17 protein-coding genes are annotated in these 18088 nt (G+C 53.0%); 7 read left to right on the top strand and 10 right to left on the bottom strand.

Annotation, left to right across the window (positions count from 1 at the left end; all coding sequences use genetic code 11):
* The 3 genes from uvrA (at position 1) to DXY38_RS07495 (ending at position 6920) form a co-directional block, all read left to right on the top strand.
* Positions 1-2994, top strand: coding sequence for an excinuclease ABC subunit UvrA (gene uvrA / locus DXY38_RS07505; RefSeq protein ID WP_115071111.1), 2994 nt, complete (start codon positions 1-3; stop codon positions 2992-2994).
* A complete protein-coding gene (locus tag DXY38_RS07500) occupies positions 2991-4505 on the top strand; it encodes an alpha/beta fold hydrolase (protein WP_115071110.1) in 1515 nt (504 codons plus the stop codon). The genes uvrA and DXY38_RS07500 overlap by 4 nt, the downstream gene beginning before the upstream one ends.
* Before the next feature lie 264 nt (positions 4506-4769).
* Positions 4770-6920: an HAD family hydrolase gene (locus DXY38_RS07495; protein ID WP_115071263.1), complete on the top strand. Its 2151-nt coding sequence runs from the start codon at positions 4770-4772 to the stop codon at positions 6918-6920.
* Here DXY38_RS07495 and purT read toward each other — a convergent pair.
* Complete coding sequence (purT, locus tag DXY38_RS07490) at positions 6905-8074, bottom strand: formate-dependent phosphoribosylglycinamide formyltransferase (protein ID WP_115071109.1); 1170 nt, start codon at positions 8072-8074, stop codon at positions 6905-6907. The genes DXY38_RS07495 and purT overlap by 16 nt on opposite strands.
* A gap of 45 nt (positions 8075-8119) precedes the next feature.
* Between purT and DXY38_RS07485 the strand changes: the two genes are divergently transcribed.
* Positions 8120-8281, top strand: coding sequence for a hypothetical protein (locus tag DXY38_RS07485; RefSeq protein WP_006854947.1), 162 nt, complete (start codon positions 8120-8122; stop codon positions 8279-8281).
* Here DXY38_RS07485 and DXY38_RS07480 read toward each other — a convergent pair whose 3' ends face one another.
* The 5 genes from DXY38_RS07480 to DXY38_RS07465 all read right to left on the bottom strand — a co-directional run bounded on the left by DXY38_RS07480 (position 8282) and on the right by DXY38_RS07465 (position 11988).
* Positions 8282-8545 (bottom strand): hypothetical protein, encoded by a 264-nt coding sequence (locus tag DXY38_RS07480; protein WP_115071108.1) that lies wholly within the window; start codon positions 8543-8545, stop codon positions 8282-8284.
* Between the two features lie 116 nt (positions 8546-8661).
* Positions 8662-9774: an amidoligase family protein gene (locus DXY38_RS07475; RefSeq protein WP_170952889.1), complete on the bottom strand. Its 1113-nt coding sequence runs from the start codon at positions 9772-9774 to the stop codon at positions 8662-8664.
* Positions 9775-9778: 4 nt separating this feature from the next.
* Complete coding sequence (locus DXY38_RS13475; RefSeq protein WP_136988062.1) at positions 9779-10324, bottom strand: hypothetical protein; 546 nt, start codon at positions 10322-10324, stop codon at positions 9779-9781.
* A 261-nt stretch (positions 10325-10585) separates the two neighbouring features.
* The gene (mraY, locus tag DXY38_RS07470) at positions 10586-11698 is read right to left on the bottom strand and encodes a phospho-N-acetylmuramoyl-pentapeptide-transferase (protein WP_115071106.1); all 1113 of its coding nucleotides are present in this window, start codon (positions 11696-11698) and stop codon (positions 10586-10588) included.
* A gap of 26 nt (positions 11699-11724) precedes the next feature.
* Positions 11725-11988, bottom strand: a complete 264-nt coding sequence (locus tag DXY38_RS07465; RefSeq protein WP_006854943.1) for a DUF3134 domain-containing protein — start codon at positions 11986-11988, stop codon at positions 11725-11727.
* A 53-nt stretch (positions 11989-12041) separates the two neighbouring features.
* Between DXY38_RS07465 and DXY38_RS07460 the strand changes: the two genes are divergently transcribed.
* Positions 12042-12296, top strand: a complete 255-nt coding sequence (locus DXY38_RS07460; RefSeq protein ID WP_115071105.1) for a hypothetical protein — start codon at positions 12042-12044, stop codon at positions 12294-12296.
* Positions 12296-13501: an argininosuccinate synthase gene (locus DXY38_RS07455; RefSeq protein ID WP_115071104.1), complete on the top strand. Its 1206-nt coding sequence runs from the start codon at positions 12296-12298 to the stop codon at positions 13499-13501. The genes DXY38_RS07460 and DXY38_RS07455 overlap by 1 nt, the downstream gene beginning before the upstream one ends.
* 15 nt (positions 13502-13516) lie before the next feature.
* On the opposite strand, the gene DXY38_RS07450 is transcribed toward DXY38_RS07455, so the two are convergent.
* From DXY38_RS07450 to DXY38_RS07435, 4 genes are all read right to left on the bottom strand, one after another.
* Positions 13517-13834, bottom strand: coding sequence for a hypothetical protein (locus tag DXY38_RS07450; RefSeq protein ID WP_115071103.1), 318 nt, complete (start codon positions 13832-13834; stop codon positions 13517-13519).
* 41 nt (positions 13835-13875) lie between these two features.
* A complete protein-coding gene (gene rpsF / locus DXY38_RS07445; protein ID WP_115071102.1) occupies positions 13876-14241 on the bottom strand; it encodes a 30S ribosomal protein S6 in 366 nt (121 codons plus the stop codon).
* A 78-nt stretch (positions 14242-14319) separates the two neighbouring features.
* Complete coding sequence (locus DXY38_RS07440; protein WP_006854938.1) at positions 14320-14784, bottom strand: Tic20 family protein; 465 nt, start codon at positions 14782-14784, stop codon at positions 14320-14322.
* A gap of 38 nt (positions 14785-14822) precedes the next feature.
* A complete protein-coding gene (locus DXY38_RS07435) occupies positions 14823-15716 on the bottom strand; it encodes a shikimate dehydrogenase (RefSeq protein WP_115071101.1) in 894 nt (297 codons plus the stop codon).
* Positions 15717-15846: 130 nt separating this feature from the next.
* Between DXY38_RS07435 and dnaK the strand changes: the two genes are divergently transcribed.
* The gene (gene dnaK, locus DXY38_RS07430; RefSeq protein WP_115071100.1) at positions 15847-17760 is read left to right on the top strand and encodes a molecular chaperone DnaK; all 1914 of its coding nucleotides are present in this window, start codon (positions 15847-15849) and stop codon (positions 17758-17760) included.
* The last annotated feature ends 328 nt before the right edge of the window (positions 17761-18088 follow it).

Raw genomic sequence — 18088 nt, 5'->3', positions numbered from 1 at the left:
ATGGGGCGCCCTGCTCCGACTGCAAAGGAAAAGTCCGCTTCATCGAAGGATTCTTCGTCGAAGACTGTGAACTTGAGTGGGGGGTCCTTAGAGGAAGTGATTCGGGTGCGAGGCGCCCGTCAGCACAACCTCAAAAACGTGGACGTCACGATTCCGCGGAACAAATTGGTGGTCTTCACCGGTGTCAGTGGCAGCGGTAAAAGCTCATTGGCGTTCGACACGATCTTTGCGGAAGGTCAGCGTCGATACGTAGAGAGTTTGTCTGCGTATGCGCGTCAATTTCTTGGCCAGGTTGATAAACCTGATGTGGATGCCATTGAAGGGCTATCACCAGCGATTTCGATTGATCAAAAATCAACCAGCCACAACCCTCGCTCCACCGTTGGCACGGTGACGGAGATTCAGGATTATTTGCGCCTGTTGTTTGGTAGGGCAGGAGAACCTCATTGCCCTCAGTGCAATCGAGCGATTCGACCTCAAACCATTGATGAAATGGTTGATCAAATTCTCAAGCTTCCTGAGGGGACCCGTTATCAACTTTTAGCCCCAGTGGTCCGTGGCAAGAAAGGAACCCACAGCAAATTAATCAGTGGATTGGCTGCGGAGGGTTTTGCTCGAATCCGGATTAATCGTGAGGTGCGTGAGCTGTCGGATAATATTGAACTTGATAAAAACCATCTGCACAACATTGAGGTGGTTGTGGATCGTCTTGTCGCTCGGGAAGGAATTCAGGAACGGCTCAATGATTCCTTGCGCACGGCTTTGAAGCGGGGAGATGGTTTAGCGATTGTGGAAGTGGTTCCTAAAAAAGGAGAGGAATTACCAGAGGGAGTGGAACAAGAGCGTCTTTATTCAGAGAATTTTGCTTGTCCAGAGCATGGCTCTGTTATTGAAGAGTTATCACCAAGGTTATTTTCATTTAATAGTCCTTATGGTGCCTGTGATGATTGTCATGGATTAGGTCATCTACGCAAATTCACCTCAGAGCACGTTGTTCCAGATCCATCACAACCGGTGTATTCCGCCGTTGTTCCATGGGCTGAAAAAGATAATTCCTATTACTTCTCACTTTTGTATTCTGTAGGCGAAGCCTTTGGATTTGAAATCAAGACCCCTTGGAAGGACCTAACGGATGAACAGAAGGATATTTTATTGAATGGGAGTCGCGAGCCGATTCAAATTCAGGCGGATAGTCGCTATCGAAAGTCTCAAACCTATATGAGACCTTTTGAGGGGATTTTACCGATCCTTGAGCGTCAACTTCGCGATGCAAGTGGAGAAGCTCAGAGGCAAAAGCTTGAAAAATATCTCGAACTTGTCCCCTGCGCTAGTTGCGCGGGTCTGCGCTTAAGACCCGAGGCGCTCGCAGTGAAAGTTGGTCCGTTTCGGATCACTGAACTTACGGCTGTCAGCGTGGGTCAAACCCTTGAACGCATTGAACGTTTGATGGGGGTGGGTAGCCATGAAGGCTCTGAGCCCTTGCTGAACTCTCGTCAGATTCAGATCGGTGATCTTGTTTTGAGGGAGATCCGGATGCGCCTGCGTTTTCTCCTTGACGTGGGATTGGATTATCTGAGCTTGGATCGACCAGCGATGACGCTGTCGGGTGGTGAAGCTCAGCGGATCCGCCTTGCGACTCAAATTGGTGCTGGGCTGACGGGCGTTCTTTATGTGCTTGATGAACCTAGTATTGGCTTGCATCAGCGCGACAACGATCGTTTGTTGGCCACGCTTGAACGTTTAAGAGATCTAGGCAACACCTTGGTGGTGGTTGAGCACGATGAAGACACGATTCGCGCTGCCGATCATCTTGTCGATATTGGCCCTGGAGCCGGAGTGCATGGCGGTCACATCGTGGCCGAGGGGTCGATTGATGATTTATTAGGCGCTGAGGATTCTTTAACGGGTGCTTATTTAAGTGGAAGAAAGAGTATTCCCACTCCAGCAGAGCGACGCAATGTTGGTACCCGTAGTTTGAAACTTCTCGATTGCTCTCGCAACAATCTTGAGGGATTGAATGTGGAGTTTCCGCTTGGACGTCTGGTTTCGGTTACAGGCGTAAGCGGCAGCGGTAAAAGCACCTTGGTGAATGAGTTGCTCCATCCAGCACTGGAGCACGGACTTGGCCATAAAGTGCCTTTCCCACAAGGATTGGGAGAACTTCGCGGGCTCAAATCGATCGACAAGGTGATTGTGATCGATCAGTCTCCGATCGGTCGTACTCCCCGTTCGAATGCGGCTACCTATACAGGCGCTTTTGATCCTATTCGTCAGATTTTTGCCGCAACGGTGGAAGCGAAGGCCCGCGGTTATCAGGTTGGACAGTTCAGTTTCAATGTGAAGGGTGGTCGTTGTGAGGCCTGTCGTGGCCAGGGTGTGAATGTGATTGAAATGAATTTTTTACCGGACGTGTATGTGCAATGTGATGTCTGCAAGGGGGCTCGGTTTAACCGCGAAACGCTTCAGGTCACGTACAAAGGGCACACGATCGCCGACGTGCTCCAAATGACAGTGGAGCAGGCAGCGGATGTGTTTTCTGCGATCCCCCAGGCTGCAGATCGCCTTTGGACCCTGGTGGATGTTGGTTTGGGGTACGTGAAACTTGGCCAGCCAGCGCCAACCCTTTCTGGAGGTGAAGCTCAGCGCGTCAAACTTGCTACTGAATTGTCGCGTCGCGCTACGGGAAAAACGCTCTATTTAATCGACGAACCAACCACTGGACTCAGCTTTTATGATGTCCACAAGTTGATGGATGTGATGCAGCGTCTTGTTGATAAGGGAAACTCGATTATTTGCATTGAGCACAATCTGGATGTGATCCGTTGTTCAGATTGGATCATTGATTTAGGTCCAGAAGGCGGTGACAAGGGAGGTCATGTTGTGGTGACTGGCACGCCTGAGGAGGTTGCCCAGCATGAAACCAGTCATACCGGTCGCTATCTCAGCAAGATTTTGCAGCAACATCCACCTGAATTGATCGAGGCGGCGGCATGACTTTTTTGTTTCATCGTTGGGTTGATGGCGTTCGTGCGGCTGCTCTGGCCTCCGTATTCACTTTTTTAGGGGCAGGATCCGTTTCTGCAGTTGAGCGACTCAAGTTTGATCTACCCCTCTTGGATGTAAGTGTTTCGCTCAATTTGAAGGGAGCAGGCACCGCTGCGGAGTTGATTGAGGCCAACCCTGACCTGCAGGAATTAGATCGGGCTGGTGATGGTTCGGTGTCTCGACTGCTTGCTCAGTTCCTGACTGCACCTCTTCCCCAGCGGACGTCGAGCGTGTTGGAGCAATCGGTGGGCCATCCATTGCTGGAGCAAGCCTTATTGGCGGCGTCCGAGCTGGTGAAGGTGGAGGGTCTGCCGCCAGATACCAGCGGACAAATGCTGTCGGATTCTCTTCAAGCGGCCTATCGCGCTGGAGAGCCCCATTTGCTGGGAATGCTTCGTCGCGTTCCGGGGGAGTCGTTATCGATCGACTTTCAGGCTTTGGCTTCTTACGCCAAACGCTTGCGGGCCAATCAGGATGATGCCCGTGCGCTTGTGCAGACAGGAACAGCGATGGCCCCGGCGCCAACCTCTCTGGCTGAATCGGGGGCTGACGGCTGGACGCGGGCTGAGATCCGCTTTGCTGTGGCCCATCGCTCTGAACCTCTCGAGATCACGGTGTTGACGCCAGAGGGAACGTCCAACGGGAAGCTTGTGGTGATTTCCCATGGACTGTGGGACGAGCCCGATAGTTTCGAAGGCTGGGGTCGCTTGTTGGCTGCCAATGGGTACACCGTTCTGTTGCCAAGTCACCCAGGGAGTGATGCTGATCAGCAAAAAGATCTCCTCAGTGGTGCTGCAGCACCGCCCAGTTCTGAAGAGCTACGGTTTCGCCCCTTGGATGTCTCTGCTCTTCTGGATGGAGTGCAAGCAGGCACCCTGTTGTCGGGACAACCGATTGCTATCGATGACGTAGCGGTGGTGGGGCACTCATGGGGTGCCACAGCGGCGTTGCAATTAAGTGGTCTACAGACCACCAGTAGGAAGCTGAAAACGCGATGCCAGGACCCTCGGGATCCAGATCGCAATCTCAGTTGGGTGTTGCAATGCAGCTGGTTGTCAGGAGCTGATCAAGGATCCTTGGCTGACCCTCGTGTCAAGGCAGCGGTTGTGGTCAGTCCACCGATGAGGCTTCTTTTCGATGAGTCGAGCGGACCTTCTCTTCAGGCGAAGGTGTTGTTGGTGAGTGGCACAAAAGATTGGGTGGTGCCCTCCGATCCTGAGGCCGTGGTCCCTTTGCAGGGGGGGAAGCCATTGGCGAATGGTCACCGCCTTGTGCTGGCTTCAGGTGGCAGTCATTTCAATCTTTGGGCGCCTGCAGATCAGAAGGAAGCGCCGATTCTTGGGCCCATGATCTTGGCTTGGATCAATGAACAGCTGGCTGTTCCCTCATCCCATACCTTCAGTGGAGGCGGATGGGGGAATGCGTCCGTTCCATTGGTGGATGTCACTGGACAGCTCTAAAAAACAGCCTTTCTTAAAACGACGTCTTGAAATGATCAGAACAAGCTGATCTATTTCCACTGATTTGCGTTGCATTTCATCATCAGTTTGCGTTTGCTTGTTTCTGCGCTGATGGCGAAAGATCCAGACTCAGACTGGCTTTTAACCGAAGAAAATGCTTTTAGCTGTTGATTTCTAAGGATGTCTTCAGCTTTGAACGTGTTTGAACGCCTTAACCCTTAATCAAGACATCAGAGGCATGTCTTGTTTCGTTGAGGGTTGATTGTGGGTTTTCGGCTTCTTCATCTCCATCTCCACGGACTGTTTCGCTCCCATGATTTGGAGTTGGGACGGGACGCCGATACCGGGGGTCAAACCCTCTATGTGCTCGAACTGGTGCGCAGCCTTGCGGCTCGGGCCGAAGTCGATCGCGTCGATGTGGTCACTCGTCTGATTCAGGACCGACGGGTTTCAGCTGATTACGCTCAGCCAGTTGAAGCGATTGCGGCCGGTGCTGACATCCAGCGTTTTGCTTTCGGCCCGAAGCGCTATCTCCGCAAAGAATTGCTGTGGCCCTATCTCGAGGATTTGGCTGACCAGCTTGTGGTGCACCTTCAGAAGCCCGAAAATCGACCTGATTGGATTCATGCGCACTACGCCGATGCTGGTTATGTCGGGGCATTGCTGAGTCGTCGGCTTGGGATTCCCTTGGTGTTTACAGGGCATTCCCTTGGCCGTGAGAAGCAGCGTCGCCTGTTAGCTGGAGGTGGGGATCATCAACAGCTCGAGCAGAGCTATTCGATTAGCCGTCGCATTGATGCGGAGGAGTTGGCCCTGGCTCATGCCGATCTGGTGATCACCAGCACGCGCCAGGAATGTGATCAGCAATATTCCCGTTACGGCGGATTTCGTGCTGATCGCGCTCAGGTGGTTCCTCCCGGTGTGGACGCACGCCGCTTTAACCCTGGTTTGGTGGCTGCAGAGGAGAGTGAGGTTGCGGAACTCTTAACTCCTTTCTTGCGTCAGCCTGAGCTTCCGCCGCTGTTGGCGATTTCTAGGGCTGTTCGTCGCAAGAACATTCCTGCTCTGGTCGAGGCGTTCGGCCGGTCTGCGGTTTTACGGCAGCGTCACAATTTGGTGCTGGTGCTCGGGTGTCGGGAGGATCCCCGGCAGATGGAGAAACAGCAGCGCGATGTGTTTCAGCAGGTGTTTGATCTTGTTGATCGCTACGACCTCTATGGCCGCATTGCCTATCCCAAGCAGCATCGTCGCGATCAGATCCCTGCTATCTATCGCTGGGCTGCTCAGCGTCGAGGCCTCTTCGTGAATCCTGCTCTGACGGAGCCTTTTGGACTCACCTTGTTGGAGGCTGCCGCTTGCGGATTGCCGATGGTTGCCACCGATGACGGAGGACCACGGGACATCCTTGCTCGCTGTGAAAACGGCCTCCTTGCAGATGTGACGGATCGAGAGGCCCTTCAAGATGCTTTGGAGTGTGCGGGCTCCGATCTTCAACGCTGGAGCCGCTGGAGTGACAACGGCGTGGAGGCGGTGAGTCGCCATTTCAGTTGGGATGCCCACGTTTGTTCTTACCTGGCCTTGATGCAGGAGCGAATGAAGGCGGTACCCCAGCCAATATCATTGGCCTCCAGGCAGATCCCCTCCACTCCAGGTTTCCAGCCTTTGGGCGATCGCTTGCTGCTGCTTGATCTCGATAGCAGTTTGGAACAGCCCGATGGGGATGCGCTCAGGGTTTTGCGTGAGCAGCTTGATCGGTGTTCGTTAGGGATCCTGTCGGGCCGTTCGTTGCCTGCCGCCAGACAACGGTTTAGGGAGCTGTTGCTACCCGAACCGAAGGTTTGGATCACTGGCGCTGGTACGGAAATTCATTACGGCCAGGAGAGTGAGTCCGATTTGTTTTGGTCGGCGCAGATTGGAGTGGATTGGGACCGCGCAGGTGTGGAAAGTGCCCTGGCCGACCTCACCGATCACATTGATTTGCAGCCACCAGAGCAGCAAGGATTGTTCAAGTTGAGCTACACGATTCGCGATGCCGGAGAAGAGATCCTTCCTTTGATCCGCCAACGTCTGCGCCAGCGTCACCAGGCGGCGCGTCCCCAGCTTCGCTGTCATTGGTATCTAGACGTGCTACCGCTGCGGGCATCCCGTAGCGAAGCGATTCGGTTCCTAGCACTGCGTTGGGGGCTTCCCCTGGAACAGATGTTGGTGGTGGCTAGTGAACAGGGTGATGGCGAGTTGGTTTGCGGTCGACCCGCCACGGTTGTCTTGGGTGATCACGATCCTTGTTTGGATGATTTTCGACAGCAACAGCGTGTTTACTTTGCAAGTCGCTCCCAATTACCGGGCGTGCTGGAAGGGATCCAGCACTATCGGTTTTTGGGCGGACGCGCCCGGCGTGATCAGTCACTGACCTGAATCTTGACCGCCGCTGCACAGCGGTCTGCCTTGGCTAAGGCTTCGTTGATATCGGTGCCGCGGGCTAAGGCAACGCCCATTCGACGCCCTGGCCGGGCCTCTTGTTTTCCAAACAGCAGAAGCTTGGTGTCTGGTTCCGTGAGGGCTTGTTCCACCCCACTGAATTGAACTTGATTGCCTTGGCTTTCGGCCAGGATCACGCGGCTGGCGGCAGCATCGGCAGTCGTGATCGAGGGGATGGGTAGGCCCAATACGGCACGGAGATGCAGGTCGAATTCGCTCAGGTTTTGGCTGATCAAGGTCACCAGACCGGTGTCATGAGGTCTAGGTGAGAGCTCGGAAAACACCACTTCATCGCCACATAAGAAAAATTCCACCCCAAACAGACCGGCACCGCCAAGATTGTCTGTAACGCTGCGTGCCATCGTTTGGGCCTGTTGCAGTTGGGCGGCCGAGATCGGCGCGGGCTGCCAACTGCATTGATAGTCGCCGTTGGCTTGTTGATGACCAATCGGCGGGCAAAACAGGGTGGTTCCATCGTGTTGACGAATGGTGAGCAGGGTGATTTCAAGATCAAAATCAAGAAATTCCTCCACGATCACCTGGGCTGAGCTGCCCCGAGCTCCTGCCATGGCGATCTCCCAGGCCCGATCTAATTCAGTAGCGGAGTGAACCACGCTTTGGCCTTTTCCAGATGAACTCATCACCGGCTTGACGACCACGGGCCAACCCAACGGAGCGGCGGCACGGTGGAGCTCCTCTGCATTGGAGGCATAGGCAAAGCGTGCGGTGCGCAGTGCGAGTTCGCCTGCCGCCAGATTCCTGATTCGGTCGCGATTCATCGTGACCGCAGTGGCTCTGGCGGTGGGAATGACGCAGATGCCGTTGTCTTCCAGTGCTTGCAGGGCATCCACAGCCAGTGCTTCGATTTCTGGGATCAGCACATCCGGCTGATGTTTGTTTACAACAGCCTTCAGGTCGTTTGGATCGGTCATGTTGAGCACCTCGGCCTGATCAGCGACCTGCATGGCTGGTGCACCGGCGTAACGGTCGCAGGCGATCACGTGGCAACCCAGTCTCTGGGCGGCGATCGCTACCTCTTTGCCCAGTTCGCCGCTGCCGAGCAGCATCACTGTCTTTGGGAAGGTCGTCATGGTGAATTTCAAGGCAGCATGGCTTGATCTTCTCGCTTTGCCCTCATGCCTTTGCCGCTTGCTTTTACAACGGCTGGAGATGCGGCCAATGGTCTGCTGTTTGGCTGGGAGATTGCCACCGTTCAAAAGTGGGCCTTGATCTACCTCGGGCTCTCTTCGTTTTTGTTTGTCTTGGTGTGGGTGATTGGCGGGTTCCGCCGTCGTTGATTAGGGGCAGGGCGGCTCGGTGGCTGGATTGCTGATCAAGGTGAGCTGGCGGAAGGCAGGTTCTTCATTCACGAAGCCCCAAGAGGCAAAGACTTCGGCATCGCTGTGGGTGATGCGTTGTTGACGACTTTGTGAGTGGAGCTCAAAGCCCTCTTTTGCCATCCGGCGCATCAGGCTGGCTGCTTCTTCAAAGCGGGAGGCCATCGCTTCAAGGCTGGCGCAGTCGCTCGTAAGGCCGGCTTCTTTCCAGGTGAAGTAGGACATCATTAGAAACTCAGGTCTTGTTGATATTCTTTGTTGCTAAGGAGTTTAGGTTGTTTGGAATAAAGTTGATATAAAAGGGGGATAGAGTCAATATCTTCGCTTTGATCTCTGTTTGTTTAGATTGAATTGTTTTGTAAGTAGAATTGTCGAACGCTCTCGCTGATGTTCATAGTGGTTAGGAACTCTTGGATATTTTCTTTCTTAGGTGATATCGCTAAGGTTTGGCCATAGCTCACTGAGGAGCGAGCCATCACTAAAAGTGTTTCGATGACAGATGCCGCGCATGTAATTTCGAATGGATCAAGAGTAGATGGAAGGATGCGAACTTCAAATGTTGGTTTTTCTGGGATTTCGTGAATGATGTTGACCAGGTTGTAGTTGCAATACTTTGTAAGTGGTAATTGCTTAAATTCGTATTTAACTTGTTCCCATGATAGTGTTAAAAACCATGGTTTCTCTACAAGTTCAAAAATTGATTGATGCCATCTCCCGAGACGTATGCATTTTTTGTTTGTATTGAATAAGACCATTAGGATTTTATCGTAAGTTCCAAAGAGGTTGATAATATTTCTGATAGTATGAGCTGAATAAAACTCAAATGCTTCAAAGTGAAGGTGTGTTGCTCCTTCGCTAGGAATTGTGAACTTTAGTGATTTAGCAATATTTAAAAGGGTGTTCAGTTGATCCTGATGATGATTTTTGATTGGAGTCGTAACCAATTCACACGCTCGCTCGCGTTCACCCGGCAGAGGAGCTGCGATAGTAATGGTTTGATTTGTCAGATCAACCACGCGTTTCATCCCAGAATTATCACTTTGTACAGTTGTATGGTAGAGATCAGCAATTCTTGTTAACACGTTATCAATCGGTAATTCTGCATTAACCTGACAAGCAACTAATTGCAATAGCCTTGGGTCGTCACTTACGATTCGATACCAATCATCTTTTGGACCAACTGATTTGTTAAAATCGCTTTGCAGGGTAAGGTCGTCAAGGCAAAGTGCAATTAACTCATCAGATGACGAATAGATTTTAAATCCAAGAGTAAGATTTTCAAAAATTGGGTTGTTTGGAATATGTATTGGCTCGGCTTGTGGATGAAATACTCTTTTTACGATCCCGCCATAAAATTCTGCGATGGCATTCGCTAGGTCACGCCTTGACTTTCCTCTAGGTGCAAGTAGCTCAATTTCAAAACCAATACGAGATTTTAGGTCATTTGTTTCCAAGTGTTTAATAGGAGTACAGTCTTTTTGCTAGCTCTAGAGATCTGTTTATATATTCTTCATTTCCGCGAGCAAGTGTTTGATCAATTCTATATTTGCTTTGCATTATTTGATATGGCGTTACCCGCCTGCCGTTGTTCCAAAATCTCGCCAGTAAGACAGCATCGTTGTAGCCAAATCCGTGATTGTATAGTCTAAGAGTACTTGGATTGTTGAATCTAGTTGTCATAAGATATTGATTTCTTGCAGAACCCAATACTTCGTTGACAGTATTAGCAGCTTCGTAGTAAGGCATGAATAGAAATTTATTCCCAATCCAAAGTTTTGATTCATAGGGAGACTGCCGAAAGTACATTCCAATCAGTTTTGCGTCCCAATAATCATAACTACTTGCAGCATAAGAGTTAAATCTTTCTCTTCTGCTATATGATCTTGCAACAATGATTTCTTTTTCGCCAATAAGAGGTGATTTTAAGGTTGAAGAGAAGACATCGTAATTCGAATTGTTTTCTTTTGCTCTGATTGGTTGTTGTGATGAAAGACTTGTCGTCACTAATATAAGCCATATCGTCGTGAGAATAGATAGTAGATGTTTTGTCACACTCTTTTCGGTTAATTTGTAGGTTCGTTCTAGCATTATGAATCAACACTTAGGTATTAATAGATATTTCTTAATACACTTGGGTGGAATAATTGCATGCGCGATTGAAAAAATCAGTTTCTTGCTTTTCAAGAGTTAATTGTTTGAACTAGCTATTCTTCGTTGTTGGTTTTATGGATGTATTCAAGCGAGTGTGATGCATGTTTGATGGGGTCATGCAGGGAGAAGAAGCACCAAAGCAGCGGCTACCAATGCTGCAGTGGTCAGCCAGAATCCAGGCACGACAAGCTGCTCTGGTGTACCGCCCAATTCAAAGTGATGGTGCAGTGGCGACATTCGGAACACCCTGCGACCCACACCATCAGCGCCTTTGGTTGCTTTGAAAACCCACACTTGAATGATCACGGAGAGGGATTCAGCTAGGAACACTCCACCCATCACCAGCAAGGGCCAAAGGCTGTTTGTTAGTAGGGCCACAGCTGTGAGAGCGGCGCCCATGGCTAGAGAGCCGGTGTCGCCCATAAACACTTTGGCTGGATTGCGATTGTGCACAAGGAAACCAATCCAGCAGCCCGCCATGGCCATGCAGAACCCAGCAAGGCTTGGATCTCCGCTGTTTCCGCGCAACGTGAGCTGGAGTGCCATGCCGGTGAACACCAGGGCCCCGCAACCGGCGGCAAGACCATCCAAGCCATCGGTGAGGTTGGTGGCGTTGCTTTCGGCTAAAAACACAAAAACGGCAAGAGGCCAAATCAGCCAGCCCAAGGGAAGGGTGATGTCAAACGGCAAGGCCACATCACCACTGATCCAACCGCGCATTCCTGCCCAGATCAGAAAGATCACGGCGGCTAGGGCTTGAAGAAGTAATTTTCCTCGTGGCGTTAAACCCGTGTTCGTGTGTTTGGTGAGACTGCGCCAATCGTCAATTCCTCCCACCACCATGTAGGCGAGTGTGATGAAGGCCACGGCTAAGAGTTGTTCAGCCGGTCGACCGCTCCAGCTGATCAGGCCGCCCACGATCACGCCGACCGGCACGACCAGCAGTCCACCCATGGTGGGGGTGCCTGATTTGTTGAGATGGGCCTGAGGCCCCTCCTCTCGGATCACTTGCCCAAGTTTTAAGTCACGGAGCTTGGGTACTCCCCACCAGGTCACGATTGCAGCGATCAAGGTCGCTATCAGCAATGGAAGGCTCAGCAGGCTGTTGGGGATCCAGCGGTCCGATGCGAACGCTGCTGCAACCACAACAACGGCAAGCACAGCCGCAGAGACTTTCCCCTGAAGGGGTGGGGGAGTCTCTTGTACGTCGTTCACGTCCCGTTCCATTAACGGCTTAGGGCAGGGACCTTAAATCAATCTTCCCAATTCTCTTCTGTTTGCTCATCGGCAGCGTTGTAATCCTCTTTCTCGCCCATGAGAGCAGAGAGCTCTTCTTCTTCCACGGTGCTCACTTCGGCTGTGCTGGACTCCTCGTCCTCTACAAGGCGGCCACTGGTTTCCAGCCAGCTCAGCAAATCGGGCTCTTCGCGCAGGGGCAGCACCGGTGCAGGTTCCTTACGCCCATAACGCGTCAGAGCTGGATTGATGTTGTCGAGGGCGCTCAACTCAGACGACACTGTCCAGTTCCGTAATCGATCATCATAGTTCAGTGCAGTCTTGAGGATGTCTCTTGGCCAAGGTTTGGCTGCTCCTCTCTGTGTGGGGCGGGGCTTTGTTACTGAGTTTTGGCCTTTGGAAATGGGGGCGCCTGCATCCCGATCCGCTGGTGGTGTCCACGGTTCCGGTGCTTTCCCTATTGTTTGTGCCTGCCTTTTTGATGGCGCTTTGGCTGTTTTGGCTCGCTCGGCAGGCCCCTCAATCGGTCCAGCGGGCCGGCGGGAGTGGAGAATCAGTGCAATCTGATTCAGAGCAGGAGTCCACCTGATGGGACGCGCAACCAAGGTCGTTCTTGCCTATTCCGGTGGGGTGGACACCAGCGTCTGCATCCCCTACCTCAAGCAGGAGTGGGGTGTGGAGGAGGTGATCACCTTCGCCGCTGATCTCGGTCAGGGCGATGAACTGGAACCCATACGACTCAAGGCCCTTGAGGCGGGAGCCAGTCAATCTTTGGTTGGTGATCTCATTAAGCCCTTTATCGAGGAATTCGCCTTTCCAGCGATTCGCGCGAATGCCTTATATGAGGGTCGCTATCCCCTCTCAACAGCCTTGGCGCGTCCCTTGATTGCCCGTCGGCTCGTGGAGGTGGCACGAGAGGTAGGCGCTGATGCTGTGGCCCATGGCTGCACCGGCAAGGGAAACGATCAGGTGCGTTTTGATGTGGCGATTGCATCGCTTGCACCCGATTTGAAGGTGTTAACCCCAGCGCGTGAATGGGGCATGAGCCGCGAGGAAACGATTGCCTATGGCGAGCGGTTTGGCATGCCATCCCCCGTGAGCAAAAAATCCCCGTATTCGATCGACCTCAACCTGCTCGGGCGCAGCATTGAAGCTGGTCCCTTGGAAGACCCGATGGTGGCACCACCTGAAGAGGTCTTTGCCATGACCCGTTCCGTGGATCAAGCCCCTAACGATGCTGAGGAGATCGAGATTCAGTTTGACGGTGGCAATCCTGTGGCCATCAATGGCAAACGGCTGGATCCCGTGGCCTTGATCCGGGAAGCCAACCGCTTGGCAGGCACCCATGGCATTGGTCGTCTCGACATGATCGAGAACCGTGTGGTGGGAATCAAAAGTCGGGAGATTTACGAAACGCCTGGATTGCTGCTGTTGATTCAGGCGCATCAGGAGTTGGAGAGTCTCACCCTTGCCGCCGATGTGTTGCGGACAAAGCGCCAGCTTGAGATGCAATGGGCAGATCTCGTTTATCAGGGCCTTTGGTTTGGTCCTCTCAAAGATGCCCTTGATGGCTTTATGGATCGCACTCAGGTGCATGTGAATGGGGTCGTGCGCCTGAGGCTTCACAAGGGCAATGCCACGGTTACCGGGAGATCCTCTACAGACAACAGCTTGTACGTCCCGGAGATGGCCTCATACGGCAGCGAAGACAAGTTTGACCACCGTGCTGCTGAGGGCTTTATCTACGTTTGGGGCTTACCCACGCGCTTGTGGGCCGCCAAACATCGGCGTTGAGTTCAGGCTGCGAGTTCAGGCTGCGATGTTGCGTTGCTGCTGCCCTTGTCGATCGGCGCGTAAGGGCAGAGGAACGATCTCGGCTTCAGATGGTCCTGCCATTAATTGCTGTGCCTGAGCTAACAACCGGTAGCGCTCAAGCAGCGGTTCCAAGCGCTGTTGGAATTTGCGTTCAAAGAGGTCGGGGAGTTCGCTCAGCAGCGTTTCGTAGTCCCTGACCTGCTGTTCAAGTTCGTTCACCCTGGCTTTGAGTGCTTCGACGTCACCACTGGGGGGTCGAGCGGCTTTCCAGACGGGTGGAGGTGAGCAATAGCTGGAGTCCTGATGCGCCATGGCCGGACGTTATCGCCCAGCCATGGCTTGCACAATGGCCGTCAGGCAGGAGCAGCCGCTTCTGGCTCTGCTGGTGCTTCTGTTCCTGGCGCCACGCGAGGAGCAGGCAAGGGGCCGTCTTGCTTCACGGTGAGATAACGGATGACATCTTCACTGAGACGCATCGCTTTTTCGATGACACCCACTTGTTGGCCATCACCGTTGTGGCTCAGCTGCACGTAGATGCCTTCTTTGTGCTTGGCGATCGGATAGGCCAGACGACGCTTGCCGCGCATTTGATTGTCGAGAACCTCGGCACCCGCTTCAGCCAAGATGTCGCGGTACTTGGTTACGTGAGACTCCACTTCCTCTTCCGGAATGTCCGGACGGAGGATGTACATGGTCTCGTAATAAGGCTGTTGGGTCATGGAGACAGATCCGACGGGGACTGAAGGCTCAGTGAATGAGCGACGGATCTACCACCTTATCTCCTGGTGTTATGGGGATCAGTACAACTGCATGCGAACCGCTTGGCTTAAGCCGGGCAGGTCGGGCTCACGACCTCGAGAACACTCGATCAGGGCAAAGATCACGACCGCCAGAACACCCACCACCACCGTGCTGGAAAGGGTGCGCATCATCAGTCCTCCGCCGATGGGCAGGATGGCGAACGCATAGCTAATAATCACCACAATGATGTCAACCAACAGAGCTTGCAAGGTGTTGAAGCGAATGAAGTAAGGAACGTTTGGATTCCTCACCACCGCTAAGAACAACAAGAAAAACACCAGAAGGTTCCCCAGACCAAAAGGAATTCCCCGCTCCAAAATGAAGAGAGGCAAGGCCGGCAGGGTCAGCCACTGCAACACAGGGAATTGAATGAGCAGGTGTTGGCCGATGGGGATGGCATCGCTCCAAGGCAACACATAAACCAACAAACCAAGCAGGCGCTGCCAGATGGGGATGGGCACAGGTTGAAGCTGGTGAATGCCTCAAGGCTAGGTGGCGTTTAGGAATGGCTCAGGTTTTTGAGAGCTGCTTCCCGCATCACGTCCACCGGAATCTCATCAATGCCACTCCAACGACGGAGAGCGGCGGCCCCTTGCTGCACCAGCATCTCCAGGCCGTCATAGGTGCGGCAGCCCAATGCTTCCCCGCGCTGCAGCCATGGCGTGGGTCGTGGTGTGTAGATCAGGTCGTAGAGCACGGTGTGAGCAGAGAGGTTGTTCCAGATGTCTTCGCCAAGCGGCAGAGCGGAACCTTGATCAGGCTGATGGCTGCTCATGCCAATCGGGGTGGTGTTGACCACCAGATCTGCTTGTTGAATTCGGGTTTGCAGTTGCGGGTCGTTGTTTAAAAGAGGTTGTAACTGGACAGCGTTGGTTGGTCTTCCTTGCTGGAGCGAGCTGCAAAACGGTTCGAGTGTTTCAGCCCGACGCCCCACGATTGTGATTTCGCTTGGGTTGACGTCCTGCAAACCCGCTACCACCGCCCGGGCGCTTCCTCCACAACCCACCACCACGGCTCTCCTTCCGCTCCAGTCCGGATAATTTTGTAGGAGCGGGGCGAGAAAGCCTTCTACATCGGTGTTGTGCCCGTGCCAGCCACCACGGGATAAAGGAGTCAGCGTGTTGACGGCCCCAAGTCGTTGAGCTAGCGGGCTGAGTTCCTCACAGAGCAAGGAGACAGCCTGTTTATGGGGGATGGTGACGTTGAGCCCACGGCACCCCACGGCCTCTAGTCCCTTGAGCACGCTGGCGAGATCATCAGCGCTACAGGGCAGTGCCATGAAGCTCCAGTCGAGCCCCATCGCCTTCAGGGCTGCGTTTTGCATGACCGGTGAGAGTGAGTGGCTCACTGGTTGTCCCAACAGTGCGACCAGTGCCGTGGTTCCGCTGATCATTCCTTTGTTTGTCAGACCAGACCAGCCTGCCGTTCGGGCTGTTCGGGAACCACACCTCGCCTCTTGGTGATGTCTCTGACGAAGATGCACGTGTTCTAGTCACATTTTTTCGAGGGATAGGAGGGCACTAATGGGCAAGGTTGTCGGCATTGATTTAGGTACCACCAACAGTTGTGTCTCGGTGATGGAGGGCGGCAAGCCCACCGTTATCGCCAATGCTGAGGGCTTTCGCACCACGCCATCGGTGGTGGCCTACACAAAAAACCAGGATCAGCTGGTCGGTCAGATCGCCAAGCGTCAAGCGGTGATGAACACCGACAACACGTTTTATTCCGTCAAACGTTTCATCGGACGTCGTGTTGATGAAGTGAATGATGAATCCAAAGAGGTGAGTTATTCAGTCGAGAAGGCAGGCTCGAACGTCAAAGTCAAGTGTCCTGTTCTCGACAAGCAGTTCGCCCCTGAAGAGGTGAGTGCTCAGGTACTTCGCAAGCTGGCTGAAGATGCCGGTAAGTACCTCGGTGAAACGGTGACCCAAGCGGTCATCACCGTGCCCGCCTATTTCAACGATTCTCAGCGCCAAGCCACGAAAGACGCCGGCAAGATCGCTGGTCTTGAAGTGCTGCGCATCATCAATGAGCCCACAGCTGCGGCGTTGGCTTACGGCCTCGACAAAAAGAGCAACGAACGCATCCTTGTCTTCGACCTTGGCGGCGGCACCTTTGATGTGTCTGTGCTCGAAGTTGGTGATGGTGTGTTTGAAGTGCTCTCCACTTCGGGTGACACGCATCTTGGTGGTGATGACTTCGACAAGGTGATTGTTGACCACCTTGCTAATAGCTTTAAATCCAACGAAGGTATTGATCTTCGTCAGGACAAGCAGGCTCTGCAGCGTCTGACCGAAGCTGCTGAGAAGGCGAAAATTGAGCTCTCGAGCGCGACTCAGAGCGAGATCAATTTGCCTTTTATTACGGCGACCCCTGAAGGCCCTAAGCATCTCGATCTCACCCTGACGCGCGGCAAGTTTGAAGAGCTGGCTTCCACGCTGATCGATCGTTGCCGCATCCCGGTTGAGCAGGCTTTGAAAGATGCCAAGCTTTCATCAAGTGAGCTTGACGAGATTGTGATGGTGGGTGGTTCCACCAGGATTCCGGCTGTGCTGGAGCTTGTGAAGCGCACCACCGGTAAGGATCCCAATCAGACCGTGAACCCTGATGAGGTGGTGGCCATCGGAGCCGCCATTCAAGGCGGTGTGTTGGCCGGTGAAGTCAAGGACATCTTGCTCCTTGATGTCACACCTCTATCCCTGGGCGTCGAGACGCTCGGAGGGGTGATGACGAAAATGATTACGAGGAACACCACTGTTCCAACCAAAAAATCTGAGACTTATTCCACAGCTGTGGACGGTCAAACCAACGTTGAGATTCACGTGCTCCAAGGTGAGCGCGAGATGGCCTCCGACAACAAGAGTCTTGGTACCTTCCGTCTGGATGGCATCCCCTCTGCCCCTCGCGGTGTGCCTCAGATCGAAGTCACGTTCGACATCGATGCCAATGGCATTTTGAGCGTGACTGCGAAGGACAAGGGCAGCGGCAAAGAGCAGTCGATTTCGATCACAGGCGCCTCCACTCTTTCTGACAATGAAGTTGAGAAGATGGTGAAGGATGCCGAGAGCAATGCCAGTGCTGATAAGGAGAAGCGCGAGAAGATTGACCTGAAGAATCAGGCCGAAACTCTTGTGTATCAAGCCGAAAAGCAACTGGCTGAACTCGGCGACAAGGTTGACGCCGACGCCAAGTCCAAGGTTGAAGAGAAGTCCACCAAGCTCAAGGAAGCAGCGGAAAAAGAGGACTTTGAGTCGATGAAGACCCTCCTTGAGGAGTTGCAGCAGGAGCTTTACACCGTTGGTGCATCTGTTTACCAACAGGCGGGTGCTGAGGCAGCAGCTTCTGGTGATGATGGTGCCGCTGCTGGTAACTCTGGCGATGGATCCAGTAATGCTGGTGATGATGTCATTGATGCTGAATTCACAGAAACGAAATAATTTAAAAGCCCTATTATTTGTTGCTTGACTTCACTCAGCCCCCTTTAGGGGGCTTTTTTGTGTTTATGGCCAGCTGGATGGCTGGTCTTATTGAGTTGAAGATGGATCGTTTGATGAAAGAGTTAGCGGATTGCCCGTTAACGAGTGTCAAAACTGTCTCAACATCAGCCTTTGAGTCTCACATTGCTCGCTCTGTTGTCGGCGGTTGATTTAAATATTGCGAGCGCTTCAGATCGAAACACCACTCACTTCAAAGCCACTGACTTCACAGCGACTGAGCTGAACATCAACGGAGTGTCTGACTACTCCGCCAGCTCTGCATCGAACA

The organism is Synechococcus sp. UW179B (assembly GCF_900474245.1).
GTDB lineage: Bacteria > Cyanobacteriota > Cyanobacteriia > PCC-6307 > Cyanobiaceae > Synechococcus_C.
This window is presented reverse-complemented; position numbering and strand designations above follow the sequence as displayed.

Coding starts and splice junctions, on each gene's coding strand:
- DXY38_RS07455 (WP_115071104.1), top strand. CDS start 12,296: ATGGGACGCGCAACCAAGGTCGTTCTTGCCTATTCCGGTGGGGTGGAC.
- DXY38_RS07480 (WP_115071108.1), bottom strand. CDS start 8,545: ATGTCCTACTTCACCTGGAAAGAAGCCGGCCTTACGAGCGACTGCGCC.
- DXY38_RS07450 (WP_115071103.1), bottom strand. CDS start 13,834: ATGGCGCATCAGGACTCCAGCTATTGCTCACCTCCACCCGTCTGGAAA.
- mraY (WP_115071106.1), bottom strand. CDS start 11,698: ATGGAACGGGACGTGAACGACGTACAAGAGACTCCCCCACCCCTTCAG.
- DXY38_RS07485 (WP_006854947.1), top strand. CDS start 8,120: ATGCCTTTGCCGCTTGCTTTTACAACGGCTGGAGATGCGGCCAATGGT.
- DXY38_RS07435 (WP_115071101.1), bottom strand. CDS start 15,716: ATGATCAGCGGAACCACGGCACTGGTCGCACTGTTGGGACAACCAGTG.
- DXY38_RS07500 (WP_115071110.1), top strand. CDS start 2,991: ATGACTTTTTTGTTTCATCGTTGGGTTGATGGCGTTCGTGCGGCTGCT.
- uvrA (WP_115071111.1), top strand. CDS start 1: ATGGGGCGCCCTGCTCCGACTGCAAAGGAAAAGTCCGCTTCATCGAAG.
- rpsF (WP_115071102.1), bottom strand. CDS start 14,241: ATGACCCAACAGCCTTATTACGAGACCATGTACATCCTCCGTCCGGAC.
- dnaK (WP_115071100.1), top strand. CDS start 15,847: ATGGGCAAGGTTGTCGGCATTGATTTAGGTACCACCAACAGTTGTGTC.
- purT (WP_115071109.1), bottom strand. CDS start 8,074: ATGACGACCTTCCCAAAGACAGTGATGCTGCTCGGCAGCGGCGAACTG.